This window comes from Aeromicrobium sp. JP4 (assembly GCF_054957925.1).
Genome location: NZ_CM143290.1, coordinates 1,607,441 through 1,620,816, shown reverse-complemented (window position 1 = coordinate 1,620,816; position 13,376 = coordinate 1,607,441). Strand labels below are relative to the sequence as shown.

13 protein-coding genes are annotated in these 13,376 nt (G+C 71.8%); 9 read left to right on the top strand and 4 right to left on the bottom strand.

Annotation, left to right across the window (positions count from 1 at the left end):
* Positions 1-11 precede the first annotated feature (11 nt).
* Positions 12-914, top strand: coding sequence for an ABC transporter ATP-binding protein (locus ACY1JX_RS08045; RefSeq protein WP_462565778.1), 903 nt, complete (start codon positions 12-14; stop codon positions 912-914).
* Entirely contained in the window at positions 911-1,969 is a 1,059-nt protein-coding gene (locus ACY1JX_RS08040) for an ABC transporter permease (protein WP_286927643.1), read from the top strand. The genes ACY1JX_RS08045 and ACY1JX_RS08040 overlap by 4 nt, the downstream gene beginning before the upstream one ends.
* Before the next feature lie 10 nt (positions 1,970-1,979).
* Here ACY1JX_RS08040 and ACY1JX_RS08035 read toward each other — a convergent pair whose 3' ends face one another.
* Positions 1,980-2,243, bottom strand: a complete 264-nt coding sequence (locus ACY1JX_RS08035) for a PLD nuclease N-terminal domain-containing protein (RefSeq protein ID WP_181754319.1) — start codon at positions 2,241-2,243, stop codon at positions 1,980-1,982.
* Between the two features lie 95 nt (positions 2,244-2,338).
* Between ACY1JX_RS08035 and ACY1JX_RS08030 the strand changes: the two genes are divergently transcribed.
* Together ACY1JX_RS08030 and cds1 are read left to right on the top strand one after the other, a co-directional pair.
* Positions 2,339-2,605, top strand: coding sequence for a DUF4229 domain-containing protein (locus ACY1JX_RS08030; RefSeq protein WP_286927644.1), 267 nt, complete (start codon positions 2,339-2,341; stop codon positions 2,603-2,605).
* A complete protein-coding gene (gene cds1, locus ACY1JX_RS08025) occupies positions 2,586-3,671 on the top strand; it encodes an L-cysteine desulfhydrase Cds1 (protein ID WP_286927645.1) in 1,086 nt (361 codons plus the stop codon). Before ACY1JX_RS08030 ends, cds1 begins: the two co-directional genes overlap by 20 nt.
* Here cds1 and ACY1JX_RS08020 read toward each other — a convergent pair.
* Positions 3,655-4,542 carry a 1,4-dihydroxy-2-naphthoate polyprenyltransferase gene (locus tag ACY1JX_RS08020; RefSeq protein ID WP_286927650.1) on the bottom strand — a complete coding sequence of 296 codons (888 nt, stop codon included), beginning with the start codon at positions 4,540-4,542 and terminating at the stop codon, positions 3,655-3,657. The genes cds1 and ACY1JX_RS08020 overlap by 17 nt on opposite strands.
* Before the next feature lie 47 nt (positions 4,543-4,589).
* Here ACY1JX_RS08020 and ACY1JX_RS08015 point away from each other — a divergent pair, with 47 nt between their 5' ends.
* Entirely contained in the window at positions 4,590-5,582 is a 993-nt protein-coding gene (locus ACY1JX_RS08015; protein ID WP_286927651.1) for an AMP-binding protein, read from the top strand.
* A gap of 92 nt (positions 5,583-5,674) precedes the next feature.
* Here the strand turns inward: ACY1JX_RS08015 and ACY1JX_RS08010 are convergent, their stop codons facing one another.
* Positions 5,675-6,322, bottom strand: a complete 648-nt coding sequence (locus ACY1JX_RS08010) for an NAD(P)-binding oxidoreductase (RefSeq protein ID WP_462565777.1) — start codon at positions 6,320-6,322, stop codon at positions 5,675-5,677.
* Between the two features lie 92 nt (positions 6,323-6,414).
* On the opposite strand from ACY1JX_RS08010, the gene ACY1JX_RS08005 reads away from it, so the two are divergent.
* The 4 genes from ACY1JX_RS08005 to ACY1JX_RS07990 are packed head-to-tail and all read left to right on the top strand — an operon-like array spanning position 6,415 to position 12,051.
* On the top strand, positions 6,415-7,356 hold the full coding sequence (locus ACY1JX_RS08005; RefSeq protein ID WP_181754327.1) for an o-succinylbenzoate synthase: 942 nt from the start codon (positions 6,415-6,417) through the stop codon (positions 7,354-7,356).
* A complete protein-coding gene (gene menD / locus ACY1JX_RS08000) occupies positions 7,353-8,894 on the top strand; it encodes a 2-succinyl-5-enolpyruvyl-6-hydroxy-3-cyclohexene-1-carboxylate synthase (RefSeq protein ID WP_462565776.1) in 1,542 nt (513 codons plus the stop codon). The genes ACY1JX_RS08005 and menD overlap by 4 nt, the downstream gene beginning before the upstream one ends.
* Positions 8,895-8,939: 45 nt before the next feature.
* Positions 8,940-10,520, top strand: a complete 1,581-nt coding sequence (locus tag ACY1JX_RS07995) for a GMC family oxidoreductase (protein WP_462565775.1) — start codon at positions 8,940-8,942, stop codon at positions 10,518-10,520.
* Between the two features lies 1 nt (position 10,521).
* Positions 10,522-12,051, top strand: coding sequence for an aldehyde dehydrogenase family protein (locus ACY1JX_RS07990; RefSeq protein ID WP_462565774.1), 1,530 nt, complete (start codon positions 10,522-10,524; stop codon positions 12,049-12,051).
* Between the two features lie 69 nt (positions 12,052-12,120).
* Here the strand turns inward: ACY1JX_RS07990 and ACY1JX_RS07985 are convergent, their stop codons facing one another.
* Entirely contained in the window at positions 12,121-13,341 is a 1,221-nt protein-coding gene (locus ACY1JX_RS07985; RefSeq protein ID WP_286927657.1) for an NHL repeat-containing protein, read from the bottom strand.
* Positions 13,342-13,376: the final 35 nt, after the last annotated feature.

Genomic DNA, 13,376 nt, shown 5'->3' with positions numbered 1-13,376 from the left:
GCGTCGTCCGCATGGGTGCACGCATCGAGGTCGCGGGGCTGACGAAGTCCTACGGCGACCTCACCGCCGTCGACGACCTGACGTTCACGGTCGAGCCGGGCGAGTTCTTCGGCCTGCTCGGCCCGAACGGCGCCGGCAAGACCACCGCGCTGGAGATGATCGAGGGGCTGCGCCATCCCGACGGGGGCTCGGTCTCGATCGACGGCCACGACCCCTGGAAGCGCGACCCCGCGCTGCAGCGTCGCATCGGCGTGCAGCTGCAGTCCTCCGCGTTCTTCGAGCGGCTCACCGCCCGCGAGCAGCTCGCGATCTTCGGTGCGCTCTACGGCGTCGGTGGCGACCGCGTCGACGCCCTCCTCGAGCAGGTCGGACTCCAGGACAAGGCCGGGTCGCGGGTCGAGGACCTGTCCGGCGGCCAGGCGCAGCGGCTCTCGATCGCGTGCGCGCTCGTGCACGACCCCGAGGTGGTCTTCCTCGACGAGCCGACCGCCGCCCTCGACCCCCAGGCGCGGCGCAACCTCTGGGACTTCCTCGAGGGCCTCAACGACTCCGGCCGCACGGTCGTGCTCACCACGCACTACATGGAGGAGGCCGAGGTGCTGTGCGACCGCGTCGCGATCATCGACCACGGACGCCTCCTCGAGCTCGACTCGCCGGCGGCCCTCGTGCGCGGTCTCGACGCCCCCACGCGGATCAGCCTCGCGCCCGGAGCCATCGACGAGGACCGCGCCCGGGGGATCGGCGGCGTGGAGGCCGTCGAGGTCCACCCCGACCGCACGGTCCTGTCCACGCGCCGCCCCGCCGACGTGCTGACCGCGCTGGCCGGCCTCGACGCCCTCGACGGGCTCAGCGCCTCCGGCGCCTCCCTCGAGGACGTCTTCCTCAGCCTCACCGGACGGAAGTACCGCTCGTGACCGCACTGACCTCGCTCTCGCGCGCGATGCTCCTGGGCTTCGTCCGCGACCGGATGACCCTGTTCTGGGCCGTCCTGTTCCCGCTCATGTTCCTCGTCCTGTTCGGCGGGCTGCTCACCAATGACGGCGCGCCGAAGCTCGAGGTCGCGCAGGTCGGCGACGTGGCCGCACTCGACGACATGGCGCCCGACGCGCGCGAAGCCCTCGAGCAGAGCATCGAGATCACGCCGGCCACCGACGAGGCGAAGGCGCTGCGCGAGGTGCGCGACGGCGACCTCGCCGCCGTGATCACCGAGGAGGGCGACCGCCTCGTCGTGCACTACTCGCAGGCCGACCAGGTCACGGCGGCGCGGGTGCGCGGCACGTTCCAGGGCATCGTCGACTCCGCCAACCTCGCCGCCGCCGGTGGCACCCCCGCGTTCACGCTGGAGACGCAGCAGGTCGAGGACGAGTCCCTCGAGCCGATCCAGTACGTCACGCCCGGCCTGCTCGGCTGGGCGATCGCCATGAGCGCCACCTTCGGTGCCGCGGTCAACCTCGTCTCGTGGCGCCAGTCCGGCCTGCTGCGCCGCCTGCGCCTGGCGCCCATCCGCACGTCGTCGGTGGTGCTCGCGCGCGTCGGCGTCAGCGTCCTCGTGGCGCTGGGCCAGACCGCGATCTTCCTGGGTCTGGCGGTCGGCGCGTTCGGCCTGGTGCTCAGCGGGTCGTGGCCGCTCGTGATCCCGCTCGTGCTGGCGGGCACGCTCGCCTTCCTGTCGATCGGGCTGCTGGCCGGCTCGATCAGCAAGACCGAGGAGGGCGCGGTCGGCCTGGCGAACTTCATCGTGCTGCCGATGGCGTTCCTGTCGGGCTCGTTCTTCTCCCTCGAGGGTGCGCCCGACTGGCTCCAGGCGATCAGCAGGCTGCTGCCGCTGCGCCACCTCAACGAGGCGATGCTCGACGTCATGGTGCGCGGTCAGGGCGTGGAGGCGATCTGGGCACCGATGGCGATCCTGCTGGGCTTCGCCGCCGTCTGCTCGCTCATCGCCTCGCGCGTGTTCCGCTGGGACGCCTGACGCGGGAGAGTCAGAGACCGCGCAGGAAGTCGGGGTCGTCGTCGGGGCCGAGGGGGCGCGGCGGGGGACGCTTGCGGGGTCCGCCCGTGGAGCGGCCCTTGGCCACGCCGAAGATCAGCCACAGCGCGGCGCCGGCGTACGGCGCCAGGACGATCAGCAGGGCCCAGCCCCACTTGGGCAGGTGCTGCACGCGGTCGCGCGGAGTCGCCACGAGGTCGTACAGGCTGTAGACCATGAGAACCACGGCCGCCAGTACGAGGAAGACCTTGCCCATGGCCAGAGCGTACCGACCCCGTTCCAGCGCCGCGCCGTGTTGACGTGACCTCACCGCCGGTCCCGTGCTCGGTGACGACAACTAGAATCCGAGGCATGAAGGCCTTCTGGACGTACACGCTCGCCCGACTCGGGGTCTTCCTCGTCACGTGGGCGGTGCTGTGGGGGATCTCCCGCTTCGTCTTCGACCCGAGTGCCGTCGTTGACCTGTGGGTCCTGCTGCTCGCGCTCATCGTCTCGTCGATCATCTCGATCCTCACGCTGCGCCGCCTGCGCGACCAGGTGGCGGTGAAGCTGCAGGAGCGGGCCCAGGCTCTCAACGAGCGCATCGAGGAGTCGCGCCGTGCCGAAGACGTCGACTGAGGACCGCGACTGGCTGGCGGATGCGGTCCGCCGGGTCGAGGCCGACGCGAACCGCAGCGCCGACACCCACCTGCACGCCCTCGACCTGCCGTTCGACGGGGTGCAGATCTACCTCAAGGACGAGTCGGTCCACCCGACCGGCAGCCTGAAGCACCGGCTGGCGCGCTCGCTGTTCCTCTACGCGCTGTGCAACGGCTGGATCCACCGCGGCTCGACGATCGTCGAGGCGTCGAGCGGCTCCACCGCCGTCTCGGAGGCCTACTTCGCGCGGCTGCTGGGCCTGCCGTTCGTGGCGGTCATGCCGCGCAGCACGAGCGCCGAGAAGATCTCGCTGATCCAGTGGTACGGCGGCCGGTGCCACTTCGTCGACGACGCCCGGCTGATGTACGCCGAGGCGCAGCGCCTGGCCGACGAGTGCGACGGCCACTACATGGACCAGTTCACCTACGCCGAGCGCGCTACCGACTGGCGCGGGAACAACAACATCGCGGAGTCGATCTTCGCCCAGCTCTCGGCGGAGCCGCACCCGATCCCGGCGTGGATCGTCGTCAGTGCGGGCACGGGCGGCACGTCGGCCACGATCGGCCGATACGTCCGGTACCGGCGCTTCCACACCCGGCTGCTGGTGGCCGACCCCGAGGGCTCGGCGTTCTTCGAGGGTTGGGACCAGGACCGGTCCGACGTCACGACCGACGTCTCCTCGCGGATCGAGGGCATCGGCCGGCCGCGGGTCGAGCCGTCGTTCGTCGGCGGTGTCGTCGACGAGATGGTGCACGTCCCCGACGCCGCCTCCATCGCGGCGATGCGCTGGACCTCCGACCTCATCGGACGCCCCGTCGGCGGCTCCACCGGCACCAACATGTGGGCGGCCCTCGGGCTGGCCTCGCAGATGGTGGCCGAGGGCCGCGAGGGATCGATCGTCACGCTGCTGTGCGACGGGGGAGACCGCTACACGCACACGTACTTCGACGACCGCTGGGTGGCCGAGCACGGGCTCGACCCGACGCCCTACCTCCAGCAGCTGTCGGAGCTGACCAGCAGCGGGACGTTCACACCGGGCCGATGAACAGCCCGGCCGTCAGCCCGATCGCGTAGACGAGCTCGGCGATGCCCGTGTCCTTCAGGACCGGGATCAGCGCGGGTCCGGTCGCACCCGAGCGCACCGCGGCCACCGAGCGGGCGGCCAGCGGGATGCCGAGCCAGGCCAGCAGCGCCCACGGCGTCTCGGTGGCGCACCAGGCCACCACGAGGACGAAGGCCGTCATCACGAGCGCGGTGTAGAGCCAGCGCGTGCGCCGGTCGCCGAGGACCACCGCCAGCGTGCGCTTGCCGGTCTGGGTGTCGGTGGGGATGTCGCGCAGGTTGTTGGCCACGAGGATCGCGCAGGCCAGCGCGCCGACGCCGATCGCGCCCGCCACGCTGACGTCGTTGATCGTGCCGAGCTGGACGTAGGTGGTGCCCAGCACCGCGACCAGGCCGAAGAACAGGAAGACACTGAGCTCGCCGAGGGCGCGGTAGCCGTAGGGCTTCGACCCGCCGGTGTACCCCCACGCCGCGAGGATCGCGAGCGCGCCGACGGCGATGAGCCACCAGCCCGACGTCGCGGCCAGCACGAGGCCGAGGCCGGCGCCGAGGGCGAGGAACGCGAGCGCCACGGCCTTGACCTTCGCGGGCGCGACGAGGCCGGAGCCGACGAGGCGCAGTGGGCCGACGCGGTTCTCGTCGGTGCCCTTGATCCCGTCGGAGTAGTCGTTCGCGTAGTTCACGCCGACCTGCAGCGCCAGCGAGACGCCGAGCGCCACGAACGCCTTCCACCAGATGACGCCGTCGTCGAACGCGGCGGCACCCGTGCCGACGGCGACGGGGGCGATGGCGGCGGGCAGCGTGCGCAGCCGCGCGCCCTCGATCCACAGTTTCAGGCCGGTCGGGGAGGTCACCCCGTGAGTCTAGGAGGCGGCATCCGGGCCGGTCCTACAGTGGTCGGGTGGCCGCCTCCCTGTCTCCCGTCACCGGTTCCGCCCGCGAGGTGCTGGAGCTGCTGCGGCCCTGGGTCGCCGCCGGCGGGCCGCCGCTGGTGATGCGCACGTCCGGCAGCACGGGCGAGCCGAAGTCCATTCGGCTGTCCCACGCCGCCGTGCTCGCGTCGGCGCACGCAGCGCTGGAGCGGCTGGGTGGTCCGGGCCGGTGGCTCTCCGCGCTGCCGCCCACCGGCGTCGGTGGCCTCCAGGTGCTCGTGCGGTCGATCGTGGCGGGCACCGAGCCGGTCTTCCTCGACGAGCACGCCGACGTGGCGGCCGCCGCGGGCGCGATGACGGAGTCCCGCCGTTACGCGTCGCTCGTGCCCACGCAGCTCTTCCGCCTCGTCGAGGCCGGACGGGCGGGGGACCTCGCGTCGCTCGACGCCGTGCTGCTGGGCGGTGCCGCCGCGCCCCGGGCGGTGCTCGAGCGGGCCGCCGCGGCAGGCGTGCGCATCGTGCGGACCTACGGGATGACCGAGACCTGCGGCGGTTGCGTCTACGACGGGCTCCCGCTCGACGGGGTGCGGCTGCGCATCGAGGACGGACGCGTGGCCATCGCCGGACCGGTCCTGGCCGAGGGCCTGGGGGAGTGGCTGGTCACGAACGACCTCGGCCGGCTCGACGCCGCCGGCCGTCTCAGCGTGCTCGGTCGAGCCGACCAGGTGGCCGTGAGCGGCGGGGTCAACGTCCCGCTGGCCGCGGTCGAGTCGGTCCTGCGCGACGAGCCGGGCGTGCTCGACGTCGTGGTCGTGGCCCAGCCCGATCCCGAGTGGGGCCAGCGCGTCGTGGCGTTCGTGGTCGGCGACCTGGACCGGGCCGGCGCCGCCGCCGCGATCGAGGCCGCGGGCCACCCTCGCGCCTGGACCCCTCGCGCCGTCCACGTCCTCGAGGCCCTGCCGCTGCTCCCGGGCGGCAAGCCCGACCGGGTCGCGCTGGCGGGAGGAAGTTTCCCCGGTTAACCGGGGAAACTGTCACTTCACGAGGTTCGCGAACCTCGTGAAGTGACAGGAAACCTCGTTCGGTCGGCCGTGTGACCGGGAGTGGGCGCCCTTCAGAGGCCGCGGAGCGCCTCGGTGACGGGGGTGTCGCCTCCGATGACCTCGAACTGCTTGCCGATGGTGCCGTCGTCGGCGAGGGCCGCGGCGATGACGGCGGCGACGTCGGCGCGGGGGATCTCGGCGCGGTCGACGGTCTCGCCGACGGTCACCGAGCCGGTGCCGGGGTCGTCGGTCAGGGCACCGGGGCGCACGATCGTCCAGTCGAGGCCGCTGTCGCGCAGGGCGGCGTCGGCGTCGCGCTTCGCCTCGACGTAGGCCTTCCACACGGGCTGGACGTCGTCGCCGAGGTCGTTGTCGACGCCGATGGCCGAGACCTGGACGAAGCGGCGGATGCCGAGCGCCTTGGCGGCCTCGATCGACTTCAGCGAGCCCTCGAGGTCGACGCTGCGCTTGCGCTCGATCTTGCCGTCGGGCCCGCCGCCGGCCGCGAAGACGACGGCGTCGCAGTCGGTGAACGCCGTTGCGAAGTCCTCGGCCGTGGCCTTCTCGATGTCGAGCAGCCGGATGGCGGCGCCGGGCAGGTCGGCGGCGTGGTCGGGGTTGCGGACGAGAGCGACCGGGAGGTCGCCGCGTTCGGTGAGCAGAGGGACGAGGAGGCGGGCCACCTGGCCGTGGCCTCCCACGATGGCGATGTCGGACATGCCTCCACCGTAGGCAGGTCCCGAAGCGTTCGCCCGGCGCGAAGTCCGAGGCGCAGTGGAACCTGAGCGGTTCTCCGTGGATACTCTCGTGGGTGGAGTTCCGTACCTACTCGATCCCGATGCGCACGCGCTTCCGCGGGCTCGAGCACCGACAGGGGATGCTGGCCGAGGGCCCGGCCGGCTGGGCCGAGTTCAGCCCCTTCCCCGAGTACGACCACGTCGCGTCGCTGCCGTGGCTCCAGGCCGCGATGGAGGCCGCCTGCAAGCCGTGGCCCGAGCCGGTCCGCGAGTGCGTGCCGATCAACGGCATCGTCCCGGCCGTGGGCGACGGCGCCACCGCCGCCCGCACCGCGATCGAGAGCGGCTGCCACACCATCAAGATCAAGGTCGCCGAGGCCGGCGAGACCCTCGAGAACGACATCGAGCGCATCGCCGCGATCCGCGACGCGCTGCCCGGCGTGCTCATCCGCATCGACGCCAACGGCGCGTGGCAGGTGAAGGACGCGATCAAGGCGATCAAGAAGCTCGACCACGTCGCGCGCGGCCTCGAGTACGTCGAGCAGCCGTGCGCCACGGTCGAGGAGCTCGCGCAGGTACGACGCAAGGTCGACGTCCCCATCGCGGCGGACGAGTCGATCCGCCGGGCGGCCGACCCGTTCCGCGTCCGCGACCTCGACGCCGCCGACATCGCGGTGCTCAAGGTGCAGCCGCTGGGCGGCGTGCGCGCGTGCCTGCGGATCGCCGAGCAGATCGGCATGCCGGTGAGCGTGTCGAGCGCCGTCGAGACGTCGATCGGCCTGGCGGCCAGCGTCGCGCTCGCCGCCGCCCTGCCGGACCTGCCCTACGCCTGCGGCATCGGCACGGCCCACCTGCTCACGAGCGACGTCGTCGCCGATCCGCTCGAGCCGGTCGACGGCAGCCTGTGGCCCACGCGGCCGGTGCTCGACGAGGAGGCCTACGCGAAGGTCGCCGCGTCCGCCGAGGTCGACGAGCGCTGGCAGGCCCGGCTGGCCCACGTACGGGAGACCTTGTGACCGACGAGAGCGCCGTCGAGACGGCGCGAAGACTCGTGGCGACCCTCCTCGCGCAGGAGGTCTCCGACGCGGTGCTCTCGCCCGGCTCCCGCTCCGGCCCGATCGCGCTGGCCCTGCACGCCGCCGACGACCAGGGGCTCATCCGCCTCCACGTCCGCGTCGACGAGCGCGAGGCCGGCTACCTCGCCCTGGGCCTGGCCAAGGCCTCCGGCCGGCTGACCCCGGTGATCACCACTTCGGGAACCGCCGTCGCCAACCTGCACCCGGCGCTGCTCGAGGCGCTGCACTCGCGGATCCCGGTGCTGGCCGTCACGGCCGATCGCCCGGGGCACCTGCGCGGCACCGGTGCGAACCAGACCACGGTGCAGCCGGGCATGTTCCCCGGCATCACGTTCACCGACCGCATCACCGGCTTGGCCGGTGCCGTGCGCGGCGGCGGCCCCGTGCACCTCAACGTCGAGCTCGACGAGCCGCTCGTCGAGTCGGTCTCGTGGAAGTTCCCGCAGAACTCCTGGTCGATGAACACCCCGGTCGCGGGACGTACCCAGACCCTGGAGACGGGACCCCGCACGCTCCTGGTGGCCGGTGACGGCGCCGACCCGGCGCTCGCCGCCGTCGCGCAGCAGGCCGGCTGGCCGATCCTCGCGGAGCCGTCGTCCGGCCTGCGCGGCGCGCCCACGGCGGTCGCGTGCGGGCGGGTCGTGCTGGGCGGCCGGCTGATCGAGCGCGTCGAGCGGATCGTCAGCGCGGGGCACCCGACGCTTTCGCGCCCCGTCACGAACCTGCTCACCCGCACCAACCTGCCCACGATCCACGTCGGCGACGCGAGCACGTTCCCCGGTATCCCCGGCGGGAACGTCACCTTCGCCGACCGCATCTCTGTGCGCGGAGGCGTGGGCGACGAGTCCTGGCTCCGCAGCTGGCTCCAGGCCGGCGACCGCATCCAGAACGCCCTGCTGCAGGCCGAGCAGTTCACGGTGGCCGACGCGGTCTGGAAGGCCGCCACGCGGGGCCTGCTCGTCCTCGGCTCGTCCAACGTGGTCCGCGACGTCGACCTCGTGGCGCCGGTCCGCGCCCCCGGGCCGCGCGTCCTGGCGAACCGCGGACTGGCGGGCATCGACGGCACCGTCTCCACCGCGATCGGCGCGGCCCTCGCCAGCTACGGTCGCGCGATCGCCCTGATGGGGGACCTCACGTTCCTGCACGGCGCCAACGGTCTGCTGATCGGTCCGATCGAGCCGCGGCCCGACCTGACGATCGTCGTGCTCAACGACGACGGCGGCGGCATCTTCCACACCCTCGAGCAGGGATCGCCCGAGTACTCGCTCGCGTTCGAGCGCGTCTTCGGCACGCCCACGCGCACCAAGATCGACGCGCTCTGCGCCGCGCACGGCATCAAGCACCGCCTCGTCGAGGCCGGTCAGCTGGCCGCCTACCTCTCCCGGGCGCCGGTCGGGATCGAGGTGCTGGAGGTGCAGGTCACGCGCGCCGGGCGCCGTGCCCTGCAATCGGTTGTCTCGGGTCTCGCCGCCGTCTAGGTTTGTGGCCAGCGTCACACCGTGTTGCGCTGGGCAGGAGTGGACATGGCCGACGAGTCGTTCGACCACATCGTCATCGGTGCGGGAAGTGCCGGAGGTGTGATCGCCGCGAGGCTCACCGAGGATCGCGACCGCTCGGTCCTGCTGCTGGAGGCCGGTCCCGTCGACCAGGACGACATGATCAAGATCCCGGCCGGGTTCAGCCAGCTGTTCAAGACCCGCTGGGACTGGAACTACGAGACCAGCGCGCAGAAGCACCTCGGTGGCCGCCGTGCCTACTGGCCCCGCGGCAAGGCCCTCGGCGGCAGCTCCACGATCAACGCGATGATCTACATCCGCGGCAACGCCGCCGACTACGACGAGTGGCGCGACGCCTACGGGGCCACGGGGTGGGGCTACGACGACGTCCTGCCGTACTTCGTGAAGTCCGAGGCCAACCAGCGCCTGTCCGGTCCGTACCACGGCACGCAGGGTCCGCTGGTGGTCGAGGACCGCCGGTTCACCCACGAGCTGACCTCGGCGTTCGTCGAGTCGGCCGTGGCTGCCGGACTCAAGCGCAACGACGACTTCAACGGCGCCCACCAGGAGGGCGCCGGCGTCTACCAGGTCACCCACCGCCGCGGCGAGCGCTGGTCGGTCGCCGACGCCTACATCCGTCCGGCGATGGGCCGGCCCAACCTCACGGTGCGCACCGACGCATTCGTCACCCGCATCCTGATCGAGGACGGGCGCGCCACGGGCGTCGTCTACCGCAAGCACGGGCAGGAGCACGTCGTCCGCGCGAACGCCGAGGTCATCCTCAGCGGCGGCGCGATCAACAGCCCGCAGCTCCTCATGCTCTCGGGCGTCGGGCCCGGCGCGCACCTGCGCGAGATGGGCATCGACGTCGTGGTCGACTCGCCCGGCGTGGGTCAGGGCCTGCAGGACCATCCCGTCGCCGGGACCCTCGTCTACACGCGCAACACCACCGACCTGGCCGACGCGATCACGCTGGGCAACATCATGCGATGGAAGGCCACCAAGACCGGCCCGCTGGTGTCCAACATCGGCGAGGGTGGGGCGTTCTACGCCTCGCGCGACGACCTCGACCTGCCCGACATCCAGATCCACGTGGCACCGAGCGGCTTCTACGACAACGGCCTGCACGAGCCCGTCCGCCGCTCCGTCACGGTGGCGCCCACGCTGGTGAACGTGCAGAGCCGCGGCCAGATCCGGCTGCGCTCGGCCGACCCGTCGTGGCACCCCGAGATCGACCCGGCCTACTTCGACGACCCGGCCGACCTCGACGCGATGCTCGGCGGCTACCGGCGCATGCTCGAGATGGTCTGGCAGGGCCCCATGGCTCGGATGCTCGACGAGCCGTGGGAGCCGGCCGTGCGCAACCCCACGGACGACCAGATCCTCGACGTCATCGCCCGGCTGGGCCAGACGCTCTACCACCCGACCTCGACGTGCGCGATGGGTACCGTGGAGGGCAGCGTCGTCGATCCCGAGCTGCGCGTGCACGGGGTCGAGGGCCTGCGCGTCGCCGATGCCTCCGTCATGCCACGCGTCCCGCGCGGCAACACCAACGCACCCACCATCATGATCGGCGAGAAGCTCGCCGATCTCATCCGAGGAGCCTGACATGACCGCCACCATCGAATCCGGCGTCGACGCGGCCGAAGGTCCCACGCCCACGTTCGACTCGTTCAACCCCGCCACGGGCGACGTCGTCGGCACCCACCCGATCGACGGCAGGGCCGAGGTCGACGCTGCCGTGGCCGCCGCGCGCGAGGCGTCCGCGTGGTGGCGCGACCTGGGCTTCGACGGCCGCAAGGAGTACCTGCTGCAGTGGCGCAGCGTGCTCACCCGCCGGCTCAACCAGCTCGCCGACCAGGTGCACCGCGAGGGCGGCAAGCCGCACGGCGACGCCCTGCTCGAGGCCGGACTCGCGATCGACCACATCGCCTGGGCGGCCAAGAGCGCGGGCAAGGTCCTCGGCCGCCACAAGGTGAGCACCGGCCTGCTGATGTCGAACCAGACGGCGTACGTCGAGTACAAGCCGCTCGGCGTCGTCGGCGTGATCGGGCCGTGGAACTATCCGACGTTCACGCCCATGGGCTCGATCGCCTACGCGCTCGCGGCGGGCAACGCCGTGGTCTTCAAGCCCAGCGAGTACACGCCCGGCGTCGGGCGCTTCCTCGTCGACACCTTCACCGAGGTCGTCCACGGCCGCCCCGTGCTGAACCTCGTCACGGGCCTGGGCGAGACCGGCAACCACCTGTGCACCGCCGCGGTCGACAAGATCGCGTTCACCGGCTCGGCCGCCACCGGCAAGAAGGTGATGGCGGCGTGCGCCGAGAACCTGACGCCCGTGGTGATCGAGGCTGGTGGCAAGGACTCGCTCATCGTCGACGAGGACGCCGACCTGCAGGCCGCCGCCGAGGCGGCGCTGTGGGCCGGGATGTCCAACGCGGGCCAGACCTGCATCGGCACCGAGCGCGTCTACGTGCACGAGCGGGTGTTCGACCCGTTCATGGCCGAGCTGCTCAAGCAGGCCGAGGGCATCCGTCCGGGCTACGACGACGGCGGCGTCTACGGCCCCGCGACGATGCCCAAGCAGCTCGACGTGATCCGCAGTCACATCGACGACGCGCTCGCGCGTGGTGGCCGGGCGGTGCTGGGCGGCGCCGGAGCCGTGGGCGAGAAGTATGTCCAGCCCACGATCCTCACGCACGTCCCCGAGGACTCCCTGGCCGTCACGGAGGAGACGTTCGGGCCCACCCTCGTGGTGAACCCCGTCAAGGACATGGACGAGGCCGTCGAGCTCACCAACGCCACGAAGTACGGCCTGGCCGGTGCCGTGTTCGGCAAGAAGCGCGCACTCGACGTCGCCTCGCGCATCCGCTCGGGCATGACATCGGTGAACTCGGTGATCTCCTTCGCCGCCATCCCCGGCCTGCCGTTCGGTGGCGTCGGCGACTCGGGATTCGGCCGCATCCACGGCCCCGACGGCCTGCGCGAGTTCACCTACCCGAAGGCCATCACGAAGCAGCGGATGAAGCCGCTGCTGATGCTGCAGTCGATGACCCGCGACGAGAAGACCGAGAGCCGCTTCCAGCAGCTCCTCACCGTCATGCACGGCGGGTCCAGCACCCTGCCGAAGAAGCGCTGACACGCCGCTGACGCACCAGAGCGCCCCGGGTCCCTGAGGGACTCGGGGCGCTCTGTCGGTGGGTGTCTGTCACTTCCTCACGCGGAAGTGCTTCTTGGCCACGGGGCCGAGGCCCTTGCTGTTCCTCGCCTGCACGAAGACGGTGTTCACGCCGTTGCGGAGCTTGGAGCGCTTGATCACCATCGCTCGCTTGGACCCGCTCACGTTGCGCTTGAGCAGCGTCTTGCCGCCCTTCTTCACCACGATCCGGTACGAGGTGATCTTGGCGCCGCCGTTGGACGCGGGCGCCTTCCAGACGACCTTGCGGACCTTCGAGGTCTTCTTGCCGCCGACCTTGAGGGCCCGGACCTTCCCGGGCCGGGTGGCCGGCTTCACGAAGAGGCTCTTGAACACGAGATACCGGCCCTGGTTGAAGTTGGCGACCGCGAACGAGCCGCCGCTCAGGATCGTGAGGCCCGTCGGGAGGTTCAGGTCCGACGCGGGTCCGCCGAGCACCTTGAGCGGGCCGTCGTTCCCGTTGGCGTTCGGCGCGAACACCCGCACCGTCGAGGGACTGAACGTGGCGACGTGGATCCGGCCTGCCGAGTCGGCGTCCAGGCCGTTGATCTCGGTGTTCGGCAGGGCGTTGTTGATCGACTGGATCGGCGTGGCGAAGCCGTCCGCGGTGCGCGAGTACGCCCGCAGCTGGGTGCCGCTGGCCGTCCACACCCGCGGTCCGGAGACCACGATGGACCTGCCGTTGCCGAGTCCGGTCACGGCCCGCTCGGTCGGTGCCGGGTTGCCCGTCGCGGAGGGCGAGTAGACGTTGTACCCGCTGGCCTTGCGGACGTAGATCTCACCACCGGCGATGTCGATCCCGTAGGTCGATCCGGCCCCGGTGCCGAACGTCTTGACCGGAGCCACGTTGCCCGAGGCGTTCGGGGCGAAGACGAGCACCGTGCCGCCGATGTTGGCGACGTAGAGGAAGCCGTTGCTGTCCAGCGCCACGTCGCGTGGGGTGGCCAGCTGGGTCGAGGCGCCGCTGATCCGGCGCAGCGGGGCCGAGGCGCCCGAGGCGTTCTTGCGGTGGACGACGATCGCGTCGTTGCCCTGGGACGCCACGTAGACGTTCCCGGCTGCGTCGTCCTCGATGCCGATGGGGCCGGACAGCTCTCCGCTGACGGTCTTGGTGGGCGGTACGTCCACGTTCACCGCGGCAGTCGCGGGTGCGGCGGCGATCAGCCCGGCGACGAGCGCGCCGGTGGTGCCGAGCGCGAACGCCCGGGAGGTGGTCTTGACGAGGGGGGTCATCGATTTCTCCAATCTGGACGGGAAGCGGCGTTCCC

Coding starts and splice junctions, on each gene's coding strand:
- ACY1JX_RS07995 (WP_462565775.1), top strand. CDS start 8,940: ATGGCCGACGAGTCGTTCGACCACATCGTCATCGGTGCGGGAAGTGCC.
- ACY1JX_RS08030 (WP_286927644.1), top strand. CDS start 2,339: ATGAAGGCCTTCTGGACGTACACGCTCGCCCGACTCGGGGTCTTCCTC.
- ACY1JX_RS08045 (WP_462565778.1), top strand. CDS start 12: ATGGGTGCACGCATCGAGGTCGCGGGGCTGACGAAGTCCTACGGCGAC.
- ACY1JX_RS07985 (WP_286927657.1), bottom strand. CDS start 13,341: ATGACCCCCCTCGTCAAGACCACCTCCCGGGCGTTCGCGCTCGGCACC.
- ACY1JX_RS08010 (WP_462565777.1), bottom strand. CDS start 6,322: ATGTCCGACATCGCCATCGTGGGAGGCCACGGCCAGGTGGCCCGCCTC.
- ACY1JX_RS07990 (WP_462565774.1), top strand. CDS start 10,522: ATGACCGCCACCATCGAATCCGGCGTCGACGCGGCCGAAGGTCCCACG.
- ACY1JX_RS08035 (WP_181754319.1), bottom strand. CDS start 2,243: ATGGGCAAGGTCTTCCTCGTACTGGCGGCCGTGGTTCTCATGGTCTAC.